The 18,849-nt window shown below is 59.8% G+C and carries 12 protein-coding genes and 2 tRNA genes; 5 read left to right on the forward strand and 9 right to left on the reverse strand.

Going from position 1 to position 18,849, the window contains the following annotated elements:
• The first annotated feature begins 9 nt into the window (after positions 1-9).
• A complete protein-coding gene (locus ACXIUA_RS04555; RefSeq protein WP_457976246.1) occupies positions 10-891 on the forward strand; it encodes a ParA family protein in 882 nt (293 codons plus the stop codon).
• Positions 892-893: 2 nt separating this feature from the next.
• Entirely contained in the window at positions 894-1,979 is a 1,086-nt protein-coding gene (locus ACXIUA_RS04560; protein ID WP_457976247.1) for a ParB/RepB/Spo0J family partition protein, read from the forward strand.
• On the opposite strand, the gene ACXIUA_RS04565 is transcribed toward ACXIUA_RS04560, so the two are convergent.
• The 3 genes from ACXIUA_RS04565 to trxB are packed head-to-tail and all read right to left on the reverse strand — an operon-like array spanning position 1,980 to position 4,517.
• Positions 1,980-3,161, reverse strand: coding sequence for an N-acetylmuramoyl-L-alanine amidase (locus ACXIUA_RS04565; protein ID WP_284804844.1), 1,182 nt, complete (start codon positions 3,159-3,161; stop codon positions 1,980-1,982). It abuts the gene before it with no gap.
• A 51-nt stretch (positions 3,162-3,212) separates the two neighbouring features.
• Positions 3,213-3,536 carry a thioredoxin gene (trxA, locus tag ACXIUA_RS04570; RefSeq protein ID WP_070478319.1) on the reverse strand — a complete coding sequence of 108 codons (324 nt, stop codon included), beginning with the start codon at positions 3,534-3,536 and terminating at the stop codon, positions 3,213-3,215.
• Positions 3,537-3,566: 30 nt separating this feature from the next.
• Positions 3,567-4,517 (reverse strand): thioredoxin-disulfide reductase, encoded by a 951-nt coding sequence (gene trxB, locus ACXIUA_RS04575; RefSeq protein WP_256042348.1) that lies wholly within the window; start codon positions 4,515-4,517, stop codon positions 3,567-3,569.
• A gap of 453 nt (positions 4,518-4,970) precedes the next feature.
• On the opposite strand from trxB, the gene ACXIUA_RS04580 reads away from it, so the two are divergent.
• The gene (locus tag ACXIUA_RS04580) at positions 4,971-5,390 is read left to right on the forward strand and encodes a hypothetical protein (protein ID WP_256001460.1); all 420 of its coding nucleotides are present in this window, start codon (positions 4,971-4,973) and stop codon (positions 5,388-5,390) included.
• 100 nt (positions 5,391-5,490) lie between these two features.
• On the opposite strand, the gene ACXIUA_RS04585 is transcribed toward ACXIUA_RS04580, so the two are convergent.
• The 6 genes from ACXIUA_RS04585 to gyrA all read right to left on the reverse strand — a co-directional run bounded on the left by ACXIUA_RS04585 (position 5,491) and on the right by gyrA (position 18,208).
• A complete protein-coding gene (locus ACXIUA_RS04585) occupies positions 5,491-9,903 on the reverse strand; it encodes a hypothetical protein (RefSeq protein ID WP_457976248.1) in 4,413 nt (1,470 codons plus the stop codon).
• A gap of 385 nt (positions 9,904-10,288) precedes the next feature.
• A complete protein-coding gene (locus ACXIUA_RS04590; RefSeq protein WP_457976249.1) occupies positions 10,289-14,662 on the reverse strand; it encodes a hypothetical protein in 4,374 nt (1,457 codons plus the stop codon).
• 377 nt (positions 14,663-15,039) lie between these two features.
• Positions 15,040-15,112: transfer RNA gene (locus ACXIUA_RS04595), tRNA-Ala, on the reverse strand.
• Between the two features lie 11 nt (positions 15,113-15,123).
• Positions 15,124-15,197: transfer RNA gene (locus tag ACXIUA_RS04600), tRNA-Ile, on the reverse strand.
• A gap of 98 nt (positions 15,198-15,295) precedes the next feature.
• Positions 15,296-15,640, reverse strand: coding sequence for a DUF3566 domain-containing protein (locus tag ACXIUA_RS04605; protein ID WP_070363368.1), 345 nt, complete (start codon positions 15,638-15,640; stop codon positions 15,296-15,298).
• Positions 15,641-15,643: 3 nt separating this feature from the next.
• Entirely contained in the window at positions 15,644-18,208 is a 2,565-nt protein-coding gene (gene gyrA, locus ACXIUA_RS04610) for a DNA gyrase subunit A (RefSeq protein WP_457976250.1), read from the reverse strand.
• Between the two features lie 96 nt (positions 18,209-18,304).
• On the opposite strand from gyrA, the gene ACXIUA_RS04615 reads away from it, so the two are divergent.
• Together ACXIUA_RS04615 and ACXIUA_RS04620 are read left to right on the forward strand one after the other, a co-directional pair.
• Positions 18,305-18,520 (forward strand): CopG family transcriptional regulator, encoded by a 216-nt coding sequence (locus ACXIUA_RS04615; protein WP_070363370.1) that lies wholly within the window; start codon positions 18,305-18,307, stop codon positions 18,518-18,520.
• 55 nt (positions 18,521-18,575) lie between these two features.
• A complete protein-coding gene (locus ACXIUA_RS04620; RefSeq protein ID WP_457976252.1) occupies positions 18,576-18,782 on the forward strand; it encodes a TetR family transcriptional regulator in 207 nt (68 codons plus the stop codon).
• Positions 18,783-18,849: the final 67 nt, after the last annotated feature.

Genomic DNA, 18,849 nt, shown 5'->3' on the forward strand with positions numbered 1-18,849 from the left:
ACCACCAGCATGGACAACGCCACGCTGCAACGCCCCGCGCACACCCGCGTGTTCACCGTTGCGAACCAGAAGGGCGGCGTCGGCAAGACGACGACATCCGTGAACATGGCGTCGGCACTCAGCCGCCAAGGCATGCGCGTCCTCGTCATCGACCTGGACCCGCAGGGCAACGCCTCCACCGCGCTCGGCGCCGAGCACACCTCCGGCACCACCTCCAGCTACGAAGTCCTCATCGGCGAAGCAACGCCCGAGGAAGCACTGCAGGCGCACGCCAACAACGAGAACCTCTACTGCATCCCCGCCACCATCGACCTCGCCGGCGCCGAAATCGAGCTGGTGTCCATGGTGCGCCGCGAATACCGGCTGCACGACGCCATCCGGCGCGGCTTCCTCGAAGATCACAACTTCGACTACGTCTTCATCGACTGCCCACCATCACTCGGGTTGCTCACCATCAACGCCATGACCGCCGTCGACGAAGTCATGATCCCCATCCAGTGCGAGTACTACGCGCTTGAGGGCGTCGGCCAGCTGCTCGGCAACATCAGCATGATCCGCGAGCACCTCAACCACAACCTGCACATCTCCGCGATCGTGCTCACCATGTACGACGCCCGCACGCGGCTTGCGGCGGACGTCGCCGGCGAAGTGCGCAACCAGTTCGGCGAAGTGGTGCTGCGCAACGTCATCCCGCGCTCCGTGAAGGTTTCCGAGGCGCCAGGCTACGGCCAAACCGTCATCGACTACGACCCACTCTCCAGCGGAGCGCTGGCCTACTACGACGCCGCCCGCGAACTGGCAACACGCGGCGACTACCAACCACACGCCACCACGGGGCCCATCGGAGTCAGCCCCCAGGTGGCCCAACAACTTGACGAGGGCGAGGAATAACCATGGCACAAGAGCGTAAAGGCGGCCTCGGCCGCGGACTAGCAGCACTCATCCCGCAGGCACCAGCCGCGACCGACAAAACCGGCAAAACCGGCGGCATCGGCGGCAAAGCCTCCGACGTGATCTTCGGCGCAGCCGGCGCCGCCGGGGCTTCCGGGGCTTCGGGAGCTTCCGGTGGCGGCGACAAGCTTCCGCCGCGCGGAAAGCGGCCCAAGGTTGCGGGCGCGCCCACCGTCGGCGCCACGCCAGAGAACGTTATGCAGCCCGTGCCCGTCGGCGCGCGCTACCAGGAAATCGCGGTCGGGCAGATCATCCCGAACCCGAAGCAGCCACGCCAGGTCTTCGACGAAGACGACCTCAACGAGCTGGTCCACTCCATCCGCGAGTTCGGCCTGCTGCAACCCATCGTCGTGCGCGACACGCCCGAGGGCTTCGAACTCATCATGGGTGAGCGCCGCTGGCGCGCCGCCTCCAAAGCCGGCCTGAAGCACATCCCGGCCATCGTCCGCGAAACCTCCGACCAGGACATGCTTCGCGACGCCCTCCTGGAAAACATCCACCGCGTCCAGCTCAACCCGCTCGAAGAAGCCGCCGCCTACCAGCAGCTCCTCGAAGAGTTCGGCGTCACCCAGGAGCAACTCGCCGACAAACTCGGCCGCTCCCGCCCGGTGATCACCAACGCGATCCGCCTCCTGCGCCTCCCGGTGCCGGTGCAGCGCCGCGTCGCCGCCGGCGTACTCTCCGCGGGCCACGCCCGCGCACTCCTCGGCCTCAAGCTCGGCAGCGACGCCCTGACCTCCAACGGCCAAAACCTCCTCGCCGAACGCATCGTCGCCGAAGGCTTAAGCGTCCGCGCCACCGAAGAGGCCGTCACCCTCATGAATAACGAAGGCGGTGTCCCGCAAAAGAAACGCCGCGAGCCCATCCCCCAGCCCGAATACCTGACCCGGGCCGCCGACCAACTCGCCGACGAATGGGACACCAAAGTCTCCGTCACCATGGGCAAGCGGAAAGGCAAAATCGTCGTCGAGTTCGGCGACCGTCAGGACTTCGAACGCATCATGGGCCTCATCCAGGGCACCGATTAACTACAGGTGCTCCTGGCGGAGCAAATCCTGGAAGGAGTAGGTGCCTGTCGGTTGGTCATCAGAATCCAGCAAGTACAGGCGCTTCACCGCCACCACAATCGCCTCCGCGATCGCGTCACGCTGCTGCGGATCCGTCACCACCTCAACATCGTGCGGATTCGTGACATAGCCAGCCACGATCTCCACCGACGGCATCCGCGTCATCCGCAGCATCTCCCACGTCCGGGCATGATTCCAGCAATTACGTAGCGACGTCCTCGCCGCAATCTCACGCTGAATATAGCCCGACAGCGTCTCCCCCGTCATCGACGACGTCCCGTTCTCCGAACCGAAGTAGAACGTGGCCACACCATTCGCCTTCTCATTGGCATAACGGTCCAACTGCAGGGAAATCACCAAGTCGGCGTCGAAACCGTTCGCCAGATCGGCGCGCTCCTTACACGACGGATTATCACCACGCGGGCGCGAGATGATCGTCTCCACACCAGCCGCAATCATGCGGCCCTCCACGCGCTGCGCCAAATCCCACAGGATCTCCTCCTCCGTGATCTGGCCGAAGGGGCCGTCGACAAGCGCGCCCTTATCCGCACCACCAAGATGCGGATCAATCACCACGCGCTTGCCCGCCAACTGCGGGCCAGCCGCACGCACATGCTCACGCTCGCGAATCGCGTGCGCCGAACCGCCCGTAATCCGGCGGCCCAACAGACTCAACGCGTGCAACGTATCCGGGCCACACACCCCATCGTCTTCCAAGCCCGAATTCAGCTGGTAATTCATCACAGCCTCGTGCGTGCGCGGACCGAACCGCCCATCCACACGATCCGAATAAAACCCCAGCTCATGCAGCTGCGTCTGCAACTGCCCCACGTCGTCGCCCACCAACTCCTGATTCGGCTGGTACTGCAACACACGCGCCCCCAACGTATACGACGCCTCACGCAGCTCACGCAACGTCAAGTCATCGATAGCGCCAGTCGGCATAATTCCCCGCGACTGCTGAAATGCTTTCACGGACTCCGCCAAAGGGGCGTCGAAAAGCATCTCGTCGGGAGTGAACTGCCGCGAGTTGAAGTCCTCGATGTCCCCATCGAAGTCCTCCAACATGCCCAAACGCGCAAGCGTCGCACGCGCCTCGGCCACGCGAGCACTCGAATCACCTACGCGGAGAATGTCACCCACTGGGCACCTTTCTACAAAACCAACAATGCAGTCCATCCTACGACGGACAGCCTACAGATACGACTCAACCTTCTGGACGATCTGCGCCTTCGGAAGCGCCCCCACAAACTCATCCACCTTCTGGCCATCCTTGAAGATCAACACAGTCGGAATCGACATGACCTGGAACATCATCCCCAGCTCACGCTCCTCATCCACATTCACCTTCGCGACCTTCACCTTGCCATCCAGCTCAGACGCAATCTCATCCAACGTCGGCGACAGCTTCCGGCACGGAGCGCACCACTCAGCCCAAAAATCCACCAACACCGGCGTCGAAGCCTCAACGACCTCAGCCTTAAACGTATTCTTCGTCACATCAACAGGTGCACTCATCGTTCCTCCTTGAACACAGTTCTTTCCATTCTAAAGCGCCGCAAGGAAATGCTGCGCATCCAACGCCGCCCGGCACCCCGAACCAGCCGCCGTAATCGCCTGACGATAGTGGTTATCCACCAAATCGCCACACGCAAACACGCCCGGCACGTTCGTGCGGGTCGAAGGGGCGTCGACAAGGACGTACCCGCCCTCGTCCGTGGCCACCTGGCCCTCCAGGAACGCCGAACGCGGATCATGCCCGATCGCCACGAACAACGCCGTCGCGTCCAGCACCGACTCCTCGCCCGACTGCACGTTACGCACCTTCAGGCCGCCAACCTTGCCATCCTTTTCGACGACCTCTTCGACCACCGAATGCGTAATAAACTCAATCTTCTCATTTGCCCGGGCGCGCTCCAACATAATCTGCGACGCGCGGAAGTTCTCCGAACGGTGAATAATGGAAACCTTCGACCCAAATTTGGTCAAAAACGTCGCTTCCTCCATCGCCGAATCCCCACCACCGACAACGGCAATGTGCTGATCCTTAAAGAAGAAGCCGTCACAGGTCGCGCACGTGGACACACCGCGACCCGTCAGCTCAGCCTCACCCGGAATGCCCAGGTGACGCGGTGCCGCACCAGTAGCGAGAATGACCGCGCGGGCCTGGTAGACGTCATCCCCCACGAACACCTTCTTCACGTCACCGGAGAGATCAACCTTGTCCACCAGCTCCGACTCCAGGCGCGCGCCGAACTTCTCCGCCTGCTCGCGCATCTGCATCATCAGATCCGGGCCCATCACCCCATCCTTGAAGCCAGGGAAGTTCTCCACCTCAGTGGTGTTCATCAGCTCGCCGCCGTACTCGTAACCCTCAAACACCAACGGGTTCAGCTCCGCACGCGCCGCGTACAGCGCCGCCGTGTACCCCGCCGGGCCCGAGCCGACAATAATAACGTCATGAATTTGTTCTGTTTGTTCGCTGGCCTCGTTGGTCATGGAAACTCCTCGTAGATTTGCTCTGTCAGGGGTGTAAACGTAGCCAGTCTACTGTTTGTTCCAGACGTGTGCTTGCGGGGAGTGCACCAGATTTCCGTCCGCGGGGTTGGCGACCTGGGGAAACGCCGAGCGTCCTGCTGGAACGCTTTATGTCAAGTGGTTGTGAACGTGGTTGGGTGTTAGATCGTGATGGGTTGTGGGGGCGGGGCGGTTTGGGTAAACGGCGCCGACGCCGCGTGCATTGATGATGCATTGTTAACCATGAATCTGGCCCACAACCACTTGACACAGAGCGGGGCGTTTAATGACCTGGGAAAACGTGTATGCGACCTTCAGAAAATCACGAATGTGGTGCGCTCCCCCTCTGCGCGTGAATTCCTCGGCTGGTAGACTCGCGCCCATTGTTGATGCGTCAACACGCATTGCGATCTACCAATAGCGAAGGAGCACACTATGTCTACATCTGCGAAGCTTGCATCCGTTGCCCTGCGAGTACCGGCGGGGCTTTTCATTTTGAACTCTGCCCTGGGCAAGTTTGGCCTTAACCGTGAGGCCGCAGAGGGCCTCCAGGGCATGGCTGCCACGGGCATCCCTGCGCTTGGCAAGTTGGATCCGGAGCAGTTCGGCAAGGGTCTCGCTGTCTCTGAGGCAGCGGTGGCCGGCGCGCTGCTCGCCCCCTTTGTGAGCAACCGTCTCGCCGGTGCGGCCCTTGGCTCGTTTGGCGCTGGCATGTTGACGATGTACTTCAACAACGACGCCATGACCGAGGACGACGGCATCCGTCCTTCCCACGATGGCCTTTCCCTGGCGAAGGATTCGTGGCTGGTTTCGATGGGTGCGGCGCTGATGGCGTTGCCGAAGAAGCGGAAGTAGCCGATTCCCTTTACTGCAAGAGAAAACCCGGCCCGCGCACCGTGTGGTGTGCGGGCCGGGTTTTGTTATGCCCTGACCTCAGCCTGAGACGGAGTCAACGTTAGTTGTTCTCCGCTGGCTTGTCCTCGGCAGGCTTTGCTTCCTCGGTGCCCTGATCGTCCTTCTTGGAGGAACCGTCAATCAGGGTCTGGTTGCCGGTTGCCTTGCCCAGCTGGTAGGAGGACGTTGCTTCGTCCACACCACAGCTACGCAGGACAACGTCCATGATGATCAGGCCGGCGGTGATGGCACCGAGGGCGCCACCTGCGAGGCCGATCATCTGTGGGTTCGCTACCTGGAACGCACCCTGCAGGCCGGCTGCGCGCTCTGCGCGGTCGCGGTCGTAGATACCCAGGCCACGCTGGATGTCATCGTTAGCGCGCTTGATGGCTGCGTTGACCTCTGCGCGCAGGCTCTCGAGGCCCGGGATGCGGACCTGGGAGAGGATGCCCAGCGGGATCAACAGCAGCAGTGGCGACGCCATGCCGACCAGACCAGCGATGCACTTCGGGTCCTTGAAGTTCGCGTTCGAGGAACCCTTGGTTTCCTTCGTAACGGTGATATTTACCTCAACATCGACTGGAGCACCCTGAGCAGAGTTCGGGAAGATCGGCACGATGGTGAGATTGCCATTCTTCTCCGGGGTGATGATCCACTTACCGTCCTTGAACTCCTTCGTCGCCTTACCGCCGACAATGTCGAAGTCAACCTTGCTCAGGTCAAGCTTCACGCCAGAGTCAGGGTTGAGCTCGATGGTGATGACGCCGGTCTTCTCGTTCTTCTTAATGATGAAGAGCTTGTTCGGGTCAGCGATGTTCGCGCCCTCGGAGGTGGACCAGCCCATTGGCAGCACGGAGATGGTGTATCGAGTCACCAGGTCACCGTTGGCGTTGTACTCCTCAACAACCACGGACTGATTTGCAGCCTTGTCCGTCGGAGTGAAGACGGAGTTATCAGCGCTGATGTCGGTGAGAAGGTCGCGACCCTTGACGATGGCCAAGGTGTTGTCCTTGTCCTTCTTCTCGATGGTCAGCGTCTCACCAACAAGAGCGCCCTTCTGAACCTCATCGAACTTACGGACCTTCGGCGCCGTGATGTTCAGCGTGTAACGGTTAACAACGTTGCCCTCTGGGTCGACTTCCTGCACGATGCCGGACTTGCCAGCCGAATCCTTCACAGGCTTTGCAACCCACTCAGAGATCTTGTTGCTCTTGCCGTCGACAGAACCGCTGTCCTGGACGTTCGTCGTGAAGTTCTCGGAACCGCTGACCCACACCATGGTGTTCGGGTTGATCTGCAGCACGCGGAACTCGGACGATTCTGGGATCTCGAAGGTGCGGTTGCTCTTGTTCTCGCCAGCGCCGACGGTGAACTCGTAGTTCGCGTACACGCCACGGTCGTCAGCGATCTGGAAGGTGAAGACCTTGCCGATTGCTGCCTCGAGCGGCACGAGCTGGAACTCGTTCGTCTCCTCTGAGTACTTGAAGTACTTCTTGAACTCGCTGGTGATGTCCTTACCGTCAGCAAGGGTGCCCTCGAGGACCTTAAAGACCTTGTCGTTCTCGTAGCGAGCCAGCTTCGCGGTGCTATCCGTCGTGATCACGCGCTTGATGACCTTGTTCAAGTCACGACCAGGCTTGAAGTTGATGGTGTAGCGCTCGAAGACGTAGCCGTCGTTCGTGCGGTTCTCGACGACAACGGTGCCTTCTGCCTCACGCTTCGGCTCCAGCTTCATGATGGAACCTTCTTCAGGCTTCGACTTCAGCAGCTCCTCGCCCTTGATGAGCTTGAGGTCGGTGCCCTGAATCGTCAGGTCGTTGTCAGTGGTGAACTCGTGGTTCAGCTCCTGGACGTGACCCGGCTCGACATCAACAACCCACTCGGTGATGACAAGGTCAACGTACTTCTTGCCGTCCTTGTCCGTCTTCGGTCCACCGGCAGGGGTAGAGCCCTCGGGGAGGTTCTCTACGTCGTACCAACGCATGGTCTCCTGGATCTTGACCTGGCCCTTCGTGCCCGGCTTGAAGCGGAAGCGCAGATCGGTGGTGTCACCGTTGTCGTTGGTCTTCGTATTCTTCTCATCCTTGACGACCAAGTCCTCACCCTCAGTGATGGTGAGGTTGTTGTTCGTGGCGCTACCAGCGGTGATCTCCATGTAGGAGCGATCTGCCGTCTCACGCTTCAGCACACGCTTTTCGAAGGTGTCCTGGTTGAGAGCCGGATTAATCTGGATGTTCCAGATGTTGCTCAGCTCACCCTTGTCGTCGTTCACCTGAACGACGACCTGGCTGCCCTGAAGGTTATTGGCAGCTGCGTCGGTCGGCTTCACGACCCACTTGCCATTCTCTTCAATGATCTTCGCGTAGTCTTCACCGCTGACAATCTTGATGGTGTAGTTGTCGCGGCGCTCGATCTCGACCTTGCCATCGTGGTTGATGAGAACGTCACGGATGTCCGGGCCAGCGTTCACGTCCTTCTTGACGATGAACGTGAACTCGTAAGTGCGGCCGTCCTTGTCGGTGAAGGTGACGGTTGCTTCGCCTTCAGCGCCTTCGTTCGGAACGATCTTCCAGTTGTCGCCGTCCTCGACGATCTCCTTGATGACCTTGTTCTCGTCGGAGGTGATCTCGAACTTGGTACCACCACGACGCTCAACGAAGCCCACGGAGGTGTTGAGGATCTCGCGGGTCACCTTGTAGGTGGAGTTGATGTTCTCAATGGTGATGATGTTCTGCTTCTCTTCACCGTTCTTCGACGTGATCTTGACGATCACCTCACCGTGAACATCCTTGTCCTTCGGGGTGATGATGAGCTTGCCAGCACCATCGTCCTTCACGGTCGCGATGTCGCCACCCTCGAGAACCTCTACCTTGTCACCCTTGTCCAGCGTGATGATCTTGGTGCGATCAGAGCCACCCTGGTTGATGTTGTAGAAGTAGTTGTTGACGATCTTGTTGAGGTGCTCAACCTCACCAGTGCGATCGTTGATCTGCAGCTCGTAGATGTACTCGTTGCCGTTCTCATCGGTAACGACGATCTCAACAACACCGGATCCCTTGAAGTCATCCTTCGGCTTGATGATCAGGTTGTTGTCCTTATCGCGATCCACGATCACGAGGTCTTCGCCCTTCGTGATGCGCCAGGAGTAGCCCTGCTTCTTCAGATCGCCCATGTCAAGGATCTTCTTCTCGTCCTTGTGACGGATGTCGATCGTGTTGTGGATCTCGTAGACTTCCTTCTCGATCCGGGTGTAGTACTCCTTGATGATCTCCTGAACGTTGACGTTCGTGGAAGTCGTCGTAACGGTGGACTGCTCGGTCTTCGTCTCGGTGACGTCAGACGGGGTGACCTCAACCGTCGTTGGGACGGTCGTGTAGTGGGTCTCCGTCGTCGGGGTGACGTGCTCCTTGACCGTGGTCACGACTGGGCGCTCAGTAACGGTCGTCGTGTTGGTGACCGTCGAGCCTGGAACAACCGTCTCAACAATCGACGGCTCCGGCGTGATGGTCTTCGTGACCGTGACGTCCTTGCCGTTTTCACGCTTGGTCGTCGTTACCGTCGACGGCTCGTGAGTAACCGTGGTGGTCTTCGTCTCCGCCGGCTTCGTTACGGTCGTCACCTTGGTGGTTGGCGGGATTTCCTCCCAGCGGGTTACGGTCGTCTCTGGGACCGTCACGACGGTGGTCACCGTGCTCTTCGGCAGCGTCACTGTCGTGTTCGTGTAGTGAGGCTCCTGCGGCTGTGGCGGCTTCGGCTTCTCCAGACCTGGCTGGTACGGCGTGATCAGACGCTGGGAAGTGTACTCACGCCGCCAGCTGAAGTTCAGGTTGTAGTTGTTCGGCATCAGAACAACGATGTATTCGCTGGCCTTGACGGAGCTACGAATCTTCTGCATCGCCTGCTCGTTGACGACGAGGTAGTAGTTCGGCCCCGGGTTTGCCCGATCAACGCGCTTGTAGCGAATCTCGAAACCAGTCAGCTGGGTGAACATCGCGTCACCCATCAGGTTCGGGCGAACCTCGTTGAGGTATGCAAGGTTGTTGGACACCAACGCCTGCATGTACATCATCTTGCGCTTAACGCCCTCGATGTTGCCCTTCTCCTGGTCCTCGAGAACGGCCTTCATCAAGTTGATGGCACCCTTCTCAACATCCGGGTTGATACGGTTGCCAACACCGTAGCGGCCGGACTGGCCGGTCAGCTTACGGAAGGAGTAACCCTTCGGGTTGTTCCATGGGTTATCGACGCCCCAGTCGATGCACCAGCCCGGGCCGTACTGGGTAGCCAGCAGGCCGAGAGCGTTCTGGCCCTTCGGGATCTTCTCTTTCCAGATTTGCTGGCCTTCAAAGACCTTCTGCAGTTCTTCTTGGGAGAGCTGATCGTACTGGCTTGTAACAGCAATGTCTGCGCTTGCGTTCGGCGCAGCAACGTGCACGGTACTAACGGCCATGACGCCTGTAATCAGGCCGGCCATGATTCGCTTCTTAAGATGTGCGTTTTGCAACGGCTCAATCCTTAAAAATCGTAGGAGATATTCGAAGCAGCCTGAAGACCATCTGAACACGGATCCACAAACTGACAGACATTTATTCAATCACAAAAATCTCGCTGAAAGTAGTCCACTACACCCCCACCACCACAAAAACACCACCACAACCCACAAAACCACACACCACAACCCCCAAAAACCCCCTGACCAGCACCTTCACAAAACCTGTCAAAGTATGCAACAAAAACGTGATCTATCACACTCAAAACACCACTGCCACCAAACAGGGGGGACACATGTCATCGTGCTCACCTCGATGAACACCAAAAGGCCCCTTCCGGACGTGGAAGGGGCCTTCTGCTAGGCGAAATTACTTCTCAGGCTGAGCCTCAGTGGTAGGGACCGGGGTCGCAGTCCTGATTACGTCGTTCTTCTTGGAAGAACCGTAAATGAGGGTGTCGTTACCCGTTGCCTTACCAATCTGGTAGGACGAGGTCTTGTCGCCCTGTCCGCAGGAGCGGAGCACAGCGTCCACGATCAGGAGGCCCGCAGTAATCGTTCCAAGAGCACCGGCTGCGAGGCCGACCATCTCTGGGTTGACTACGTTGAATGCGCCCTGGAGGCCCGCAGCGCGCTCTGCGCGGTCACGGTCGTAGATGCCCAGGCCACGCTGGATGCGGTCGTTTGCCTCGCGGACAGCGGCGTTCAGCTTGCCCTGGACGCCTTCAAGGCCCGGGACGCGAACCTGGGACAGGATACCCAGCGGGATCAGGAGCAGCAGCGGCGAAGCGATGCCCACGAGGGATGCGATGCACTTGCCGTCGGAAGAGGTAGCCACATCCTTACCCGTGAGCTCGACATTGATTCGAACTCGCGTCTGCGGCTGACCGTTCACCTGAGGGATGAACGTGATGTGGGTGGTGTCCTTCTCGATGCCGCCCTTACCAGGCTTGATCGTGATGGACCCGTCCGGGTTCGTGACAATCATGTCCGGGTCGACCGGCTTGCAGTTCGAACCAGAGCAAATCTCAATGTCGGTTGCGCCGCCGCCAGGAACGACAATCTTCCAGGAACCATCTGGGTTCGGGCTGACATCGTGGTTGCCTGGCTTGCCGATGATGTTGCCCTCGGACGTAGCCGGGACGTCGATCTCAATGATGCGAACCGGGTTGCCAGCTTGGTCAACTTCCTCGATGAGGACGCGACCAGACTTCTGTGGCAGAGGCTTCACGTTGAAGCTGCCTGGGTGCGTCGGGATCTCCTCGATGAGGTCCTTACCACGAAGGACACGGAAGGTGTTGCCTTCGCCCGTGGTGATCTTGTCGGTCAGCTTCGGCTGGTAGACACGACGCTCCTCGACGAACTTCAGCACACCACCGCTCTTGGTGATGGTGATGTTGTGCGTCTTCACAACCTTGCCGTTGTTCTTCTCAACGACAACAACCTTCTTGCCCTCGGTGTTCTCGTTGATGCGGAGCTCGAAGCGCTTGTCGGTGTCGTTGACGACGGTGACGTATTCCTTGCCCTCAACAACCTCGTACTTGTTGTTGTTGACAATGGTGACGTCGAAGGTGCCCTGCTCCGTGATCTTGTGCTCAACAACGGAGTTGTTGGAGGAGTCGGAGCCGCTACCGGTTCCCTTGGTGATATCCAAGATGAACTTCTTGTAGACCTTGCCGTCCTTATCGGTGACGTCGAGGACTACCTTGCCCTGAGCGCCGTCCTTCGGCGTGACGGTCCACTCGTCGCCATTCTGCGTCACGTCAACGAGGTCATCGCCTTCGACGACGGTGAGCTTGTCGCCAGGGTTGAGCTCGGTGGTGAACTTGTCATCCGAGGTGATCTTGAACTCGGACTTGTTCGGCTTCGTCAGCTCAACATTGTAGGTGTAGCGGGAAACCGGCAGGCCACGGGAGTTCTGGACCTCGAGGACGATCTTTCCGGAAACGCCTTCCTTGATCTTGATCTTGCCGTCGCCAGCTTCGTTGACGTCGCCGTCGATCAGGTCCTTACCAGACACCACGACGAGCTTCTGCTTGTCAGGCTGGGACAGCACAGGCGCAGGCTGCTCCGAGTTGTCTGGAACCGTGACGGCGTCGAACTCGTGAACCTTAGCAGGCTTGACGTGGATCGTGTACTCGATCAGCGCATGGCCACCCTTGGACTGCTCGACGACCTTGATGTCACCCTCGAAGTCAGGGTTCGGCATCAGGTAGTACTTGTCAGGATTGTCCTGATCCTGAACCCAGCTGAAGTTATCTTCACCCTCTGGGAATACGAAGTCGTTGGAGGTCACACCCTTCGTCAGGACCGCCGTGTTGCGGTTCGAAATCGTGTAGTCGACTGGCTGTGTCGCAGGCTTCGCCTCTTGTGGCGTCACGATGATCGTGTAAACCGCGACCAGGTTGCCCTCGGCATCCTTGACGTGTGCAACGATCAGGCCGTCCTTGCTCGGCTTCAGGGTCCACTCGCCGGTGCCCTCAAGCTGAGCTGGGTCGACGAGATCCTTACCGCGGGCGATCTCGAGCTTGTCGCCTTCCTCACCCGTGATCTTAACCTCGCCGCCAACGGTAATGAGCTCCGTCTCGGAGTCGATCAGGACGTTACGGCCGTCGCGAACCTCGAGGGTGAACGTGAAGGTTTCGCCCTTGTCGTTCTTGGCGCGGACAATCACGGTGCCGGTCTGGCCAGCCTTCGGGGTCAGTACCCAGTGGTCACCCTTCTTCTCCAGGGACTCAACAATGTCCTTGCCCTTGAGAATCTCAGGCTCGCCGACGATGTTGTCTACCTCGATCTTGTACGAGGAGATGTTACCGATCACGCGGGACTGGTTGTACTTGTTCGGCTTGGTATCGATGTTGAACTCGTAGTTCTGCTCGTTACCGGTTGGCTTGCCGTCCTTGTCAACCTCGTAGACCTTGACCTTCACCTTGCCAGTGATCACGCCGGCATTGACGTTCACGTTCAGGGTGTTGCCATCCTGGGTGGTGGTGATCAGGTCCTTGCCCTCGGTGACCTCGTACTTCCAGCCCTCTGGGATCGTGATGGACTGGTCAAGGCCAGTAACCCCGACGTTGAAGAAGTGGTTGTCCACGCGAACAGTCTTCTCGGTGGTCTTCTCGGAATCCTTGTTCACCACGTGGATGCGGTACTCGTGGCGGTTGCCGTCACCGTCCTTGATGATGATGCGGACGTCGCCCTCACCCTGCTTCTTCGGGGTGATAACAAGGCGGTTGTTTTCCTTGGTGACCTCGACGAGGCCGTTGGAGTCGTCGACAAACTCGATGCTCCAGTCGCCCAGCTTCTTCGGCTCGATGACCTTCGACTCGCTCGTGTTGGAGAAGTCGTAGAAGTAGTTGAACTGGGAATAACGACGCTCAATGGTGGTCGTTTCGTGCTTCTCGGAAACGCGGGTGACGGTCGTGTCAACAACCTTCGTCTCCGTCTTCGGCGCAGCGGTGACCGTCTTCGTCTCGGTCTTCGGTGCAACATTCTTCGTCTCGGTGACGTAGACAGGCTCGGTGACGGTGACCTTCGGCTGGACCTTCTCGGTCTCAGTGGTCGTCGGCTTCACCGTGGCAGTCTCAGTAACAGTTACTGGTTCAGGCCTCTCAACGACGATGACGCGCGGATCTTCCGTGACGGTCTCAGTGGCGGTGGACGTTGGTCCGCCCTGCTCGAACTCGGTGACGGTAACAGCAGGCTTCACTACCTCATGCGTCACGGTCTCCGTTTCCGGAGCGACCTCAACCGTCTTGTAGTGAACTTCCTGCCGCTCGTTGGTCTTCGTCACCGTCGGACGAACGGTCACCGTCTCCCGCTCGACACCGCCATCCTTGTACACAGTGTGCGTGATGGTCGGGCGGCCGGTCTCGGTCACGGTGGAGGTGACACCAGCTTCACCAGGAACCGTCACGGTGGTGGTCACAGTGCCGCCGCCGTTGCCGCCGCCTGGGCGTGGGTAGAAGCCGTCCAGGCCCGGCTGGGTCGGAGGGATCAGACGCTGGAAGGTTGCCTCGCGGCCATCCTGGTAGATGTTGTAATCCTTCGGCAGCAGGATGGTGACGTACTCGCCAGCACGGACGGTGCTGGAGACGCGGCTGAACGCAGCCTCATCCTTGATCAGTGCGAAGTTCGGCTGGAACTCCTGGGTGCCGCCGAAGACAGCGCTGATGCGGAAACCGGTCCACTGGGTGAACTCCTGGTTGGTGACGCGAACGCCGTTCTGGGTCTGGCCGTTCATGATGTAGGAACGCTGGCCGTCCAGAACGCTCTTGTTGTTCGACAGCAGGGCCTGCAGCGCGACGTTCTTCTTCTTGACGTCCTCAAAGTTGCGCTCGTACCAGGATTTCAGCATCGACTTCGTCAGCGAGATCGCTGCCGTCTCGATGTCTGCGTTAATACCAAGGTCGCCGTTAAAGCCGTTGAAGCCGTACAGGCCGGACATGCCGTCCAGCTTGCGCAGCTCGTAGCCCTGGGTCTGCAGGTTTGGCTGCGGCTTCTCAAGATCAATGCACCAGCCCGGGCCCATCGGGGTGACCTGCATCCAGGTCTTCAGCATGGCCTGGTAATCATTCTGATTCGTGAGCATCTTGATCTGCTCAGTGTTAAAGCGCAGCGCCTCATCGTACTTGTCGCTCGGCAGTGCGGAGTACGTACCCGTAATGCGATCGTCTGCGCTTGCGTCCGGGGCGACGACAACAGCGCCACCTGCAATCATTGCGCCTGAAATCAGGCCGGCCATGATTCGCTTCTTAAGATGTGCGTTTTGCAACGGCTCAATCCTTAAAAATCGTAGGAGATATTCGAAGCAGCCTGAAGACCATCTGAACACGGATCCACAAACTGACAGACATTTATTCAATCACAAAAATCTCCCTGAAAGTAGTCCACTACACCCCCACCACCACAAAACCACCACCACAACCCACAAAACCACACCCCACAACCCCCAAAAACCCCCTGACCAGCACCTTCACAAAACCTGTCAAAGTATGCAACAAAAACGTGATCTATCACACTCAAAACACCACTGCCACCAAACAGGGGGGACACATGTCAACGCATGAAGAACCATACGAAAAAACCCTGGCCTCCGGACCGGAGACCAGGGTGAACCTGTGGAGCATAGGAGAATCGAACTCCTGACATCCTGCTTGCAAAGCAGGTGCTCTACCAACTGAGCTAATGCCCCTTTTGTTCCTGTGGGCCTAGCAAGAATCGAACTTGCGACCTCATCGTTATCAGCGATGCGCTCTAACCGACTGAGCTATAGGCCCTGGGAACGAGAAGTAAGATTACCTACCACTATAACCTTTGACAAATCGCCAGTACAAGCGGTGTTTTTATAGTTGTTATAGCGGTAGGTATCTCACGGCTATCGCGCCCTGTTGGACATCACCAGGGTGACGCCGCCGACCAGGTCCGCGATGGCGTTGTAGAGCAACGCCGTCAGCGGGGCCATCACCGCGACGAACACCACGCCGATGAGCCCGAAGAGGCCTGCCGCGGACATGACCAGGGTGGCGTCGATAACTTGGTCGCCGCCGACGCCACTGACCAGCGAGTTCAAGGAGTCAATGACCCCAGTCTGCGCGAGGCCGTAGTAGACGATGGCCGCGCCCAGCATCCACGCGACGAAGCCGACGAGGGCGAGGATCGTCGCCACCTTAAACACGGAGGCGACACCCACGCGCCGCACCACTATCTTGCGGGCGGCCATGGTTTACTCCCCATCCTTCGGCGACGCGGAGATGGACGAGGAGGTCTGCTCCTTGGCTTCCTCAATCGTCTTCTCGCCCTTGGCAACCGCGGTTGCCTCCTCTTCGCCCTGCTCCTCGACGTTCTTGTCGATGGCCAGCAGCTCAACGTCATCCGCGAGGTCGACGAGGCGGACGCCCATCGTGGCGCGGGAGGACGGACGGATCTGGTTGACCTCGGTGCGGATCACGCCGCCGGCGGAGGTGATGGTGAAGATCTGGTCTTCCTCATCGACCGCCAGGGCGCCGATCAGCTTGCCACGCTTCGGGGTGTACTTGAACGTCATCACGCCCATGCCGCCGCGGCCCTGGGTGTTGTACTCCTCAATCGCGGTGCGCTTGCCGTAGCCGCCAGCGGTAGCGACGAGCAGGAACTCGCCGTCCTGGACCACGGTCATTGCGAGCAGCTTGTCGTCGCCGCGGAAGCGCATGCCCTTCACGCCGGCGGTCGCGCGACCCATTGGGCGCAGCTGGTCGTCGTCAGCGGTGAAGCGGATGGCCTGTCCCTGCTCAGAGACGAGCAGCAGGTCGTCTTCCTCGCCTGCCAGCGCGGCGCCGATCAGGGCGTCGCCTTCGTTGAGGTTGATCGCGATGAGGCCCGCGGAACGCGCCGACTCGTAGTCGGTCAGGCGGGACTTCTTCACGCGGCCGTCGCGGGTGGCCAGGACCAGGTACGGGGCGTCCTCGTAGGACTGGATCTGGATGACCTGCGCGATGCGCTCCTCAGGCTGGAACTCCAGCAGGTTCGCCACATGCTGGCCGCGAGCGGTGCGGCCCGCCTCCGGCAGCTCGTAGGCCTTGAGGCGGTACACGCGGCCGAAGTTGGTGAAGAACAAGATCCAGTCGTGGGTGGAGCAGATGAAGAAGTGCTTCACCACGTCGTCCTGCTTCAGTTCCGCCCCGCGGACACCCTTGCCGCCGCGCTTCTGCGACTTGTACGCATCCACCTTCGTGCGCTTCGCGTAGCCGGTAGAGGTGATGGTGACCACGACGTTCTCGCGCGCGATGAGGTCTTCCTCGGTCACATCGCCGGTTGCGGCCACGATCTGGGTGCGGCGCTCGTCGCCATACTTTTCGACGATCTCACGCAACTCGTTGCCAACGATCTCCCGCTGGCGCTCCGGGCGGGCCAAGATGTCCTTGTAGTCGGCAATCTTGCGCTCGATCTCGGCCAGGTCGTCGACGATCTTCTGGCGCTCCAGCGCTGCCAGGCGGCGCAGCTGCATTGCCAGGATTTCGTTGGCCTGGATCTCGTCGACGTCGAGAAGCTTGATCAGGCCCTGGCGGGCGTCGTCAACGGTCGGCGAGCGACGGATCAGGGCGATGACCTCGTCCAACGCATCGAGGGCCTTGACCAGGCCACGCAGGATGTGGGCGCGCTTCTCGGCCTCATCCAGGCGGAACTTGGTGCGGCGAACGATAACGTCGATCTGGTGCTTGACGTAGTAGCGCAGCATCTGGTCGAGGCGCAGCGTGCGTGGCACGCCGTCGACGATGGAGAGCATGTTCGCAGAGAAGTTCGTCTCCAGCTGCGAGTGCTTGTACAGGTTATTGAGTACCACTCGAGGAACCGCGTCGCGCTTCAGCGTGACCACGATGCGCATGCCCACGCGGTCAGAGGACTCGTCCTCAATCTTGGAGATGCCCACCATCTTGCCCGCGGTAACCTGCTCCGCGATGTTGTGGATGAAGTTATCCGGGTTGACCTGGTACGGCAGCTCCGTAATCGTGATGACCTGGCGGTTGCCGATCTCTTCGATCTCGGTCACACCACGCATGCGGATGGAACCGCGGCCCGTGGTGTAGGCGTCCTTGATGCCCTGATCGCCGACGATGAGGCCGGCCGTCGGAAAGTCTGGGCCCTTCACTCGCTCCATCACCGCGTCGAGCGCCGCCTGCTCATCCGCGTCATAGTTGTCGAGCATCCAGTAGATAGCCTCCGCCAACTCGTTCAAGTTGTGTGGCGGAATGTTGGTGGCCATACCCACGGCAATACCGTTCGAGCCGTTCATCAGCAGGTTCGGCACACGCGACGGCAGCACGTCCGGCTCGCGAGTCTTGCCGTCGTAGTTCGGGGAGAACTCCACGGCGTCCTCACGGATGTCGCGGACCATCTCCATCGCCAGCGGCGTCATCTTGCACTCGGTGTAACGCATGGCCGCTGGGCCGTCATTACCAGGGGAACCGAAGTTACCCTGGCCGTCGACCAGCGGGTAGCGCATCGCCCAAGGCTGAGCCATGCGCACCAGCGTGTCGTAAATGGCGATGTCACCGTGCGGGTGGAAGTTACCCATCGTGTCAGCGACAGGCTTGGCACTCTTCACGTACGAACGCTCGGGGCGGTAGCCGTGGTCGTACATGGCGTAAATGATGCGGCGGTGCACCGGCTTCATGCCATCGCGAACATCCGGGAGCGCACGGCCGACGATCACGCTCATCGCGTAATCGATGTAGCTCGTCTGCATCTCCTCATTGATGTCAATGGGCTGGATGGCGTCGGAGCCGCCGCCACCTAGAGTGTCATCACTCATTGCTCACCTTTCGTCAAACATTGGTTCCTACCGATTCTAGCGCTTTGTGCGCCGAATCACCCCTGCGCCGTGGTATCACTCTGATACCATCGCGGCATGGCTATGACGCTACGACTCAGCACAGACGAAGACACAGCACTCATCATGCTCGCCTCCGCATGGGGTTGCTCCAAGCAAGAGGCCGCCCGCCGCGCCATCGTCACCGCCGCCTCCCGCCTTCTTGACGACGCCACCATTACCAACCTCGCCCGCACCACCCTGCAGGAATACGCCCACACCGAACGCCGCATCCGGCAGGCCCGCGATGCGTAGCCTGAGCAGTGAGCAGCTGCTGGCCATCGCCGACGAATGCGCGCATATATATAAGGTGCGAATACGTTCCTTCGGCGCGCTCTGCGCCTGCGCCGCCGTCCCCGGCGCCCACCTCCACGGCGTGCCCGTCTACGACACCGCACACGCCGCCGCCTGCGGCCTCGCCGACACGATCCGGGCCCTGCGCCCCCTGACCGGAGCCAACGACGCCTTCGCTGACGTCGCCGGCACCACCTATTTGCGGTGGGTCGAGGAAGCGTAATTGCGCACTTTCTCCTACACTGGCAACTATTTACACGGACCATTAGAAAACACTTGGTGGAGGAACA

The sequence above is a fragment of the Corynebacterium sp. UMB8791 genome, assembly GCF_054166365.1.

Excerpts from the sequence above, each read along its gene's own strand:
- ACXIUA_RS04585 (WP_457976248.1), bottom strand. The coding sequence starts at position 9,903 with ATGGCCGGCCTGATTACAGGCGTCATGGCCGTTAGTACCGTGCACGTT.
- ACXIUA_RS04555 (WP_457976246.1), top strand. The coding sequence starts at position 10 with ATGGACAACGCCACGCTGCAACGCCCCGCGCACACCCGCGTGTTCACC.
- trxB (WP_256042348.1), bottom strand. The coding sequence starts at position 4,517 with ATGACCAACGAGGCCAGCGAACAAACAGAACAAATTCATGACGTTATT.
- ACXIUA_RS04560 (WP_457976247.1), top strand. The coding sequence starts at position 894 with ATGGCACAAGAGCGTAAAGGCGGCCTCGGCCGCGGACTAGCAGCACTC.
- trxA (WP_070478319.1), bottom strand. The coding sequence starts at position 3,536 with ATGAGTGCACCTGTTGATGTGACGAAGAATACGTTTAAGGCTGAGGTC.
- ACXIUA_RS04590 (WP_457976249.1), bottom strand. The coding sequence starts at position 14,662 with ATGGCCGGCCTGATTTCAGGCGCAATGATTGCAGGTGGCGCTGTTGTC.
- ACXIUA_RS04605 (WP_070363368.1), bottom strand. The coding sequence starts at position 15,640 with ATGGCCGCCCGCAAGATAGTGGTGCGGCGCGTGGGTGTCGCCTCCGTG.
- ACXIUA_RS04615 (WP_070363370.1), top strand. The coding sequence starts at position 18,305 with ATGGCTATGACGCTACGACTCAGCACAGACGAAGACACAGCACTCATC.
- gyrA (WP_457976250.1), bottom strand. The coding sequence starts at position 18,208 with ATGAGTGATGACACTCTAGGTGGCGGCGGCTCCGACGCCATCCAGCCC.
- ACXIUA_RS04580 (WP_256001460.1), top strand. The coding sequence starts at position 4,971 with ATGTCTACATCTGCGAAGCTTGCATCCGTTGCCCTGCGAGTACCGGCG.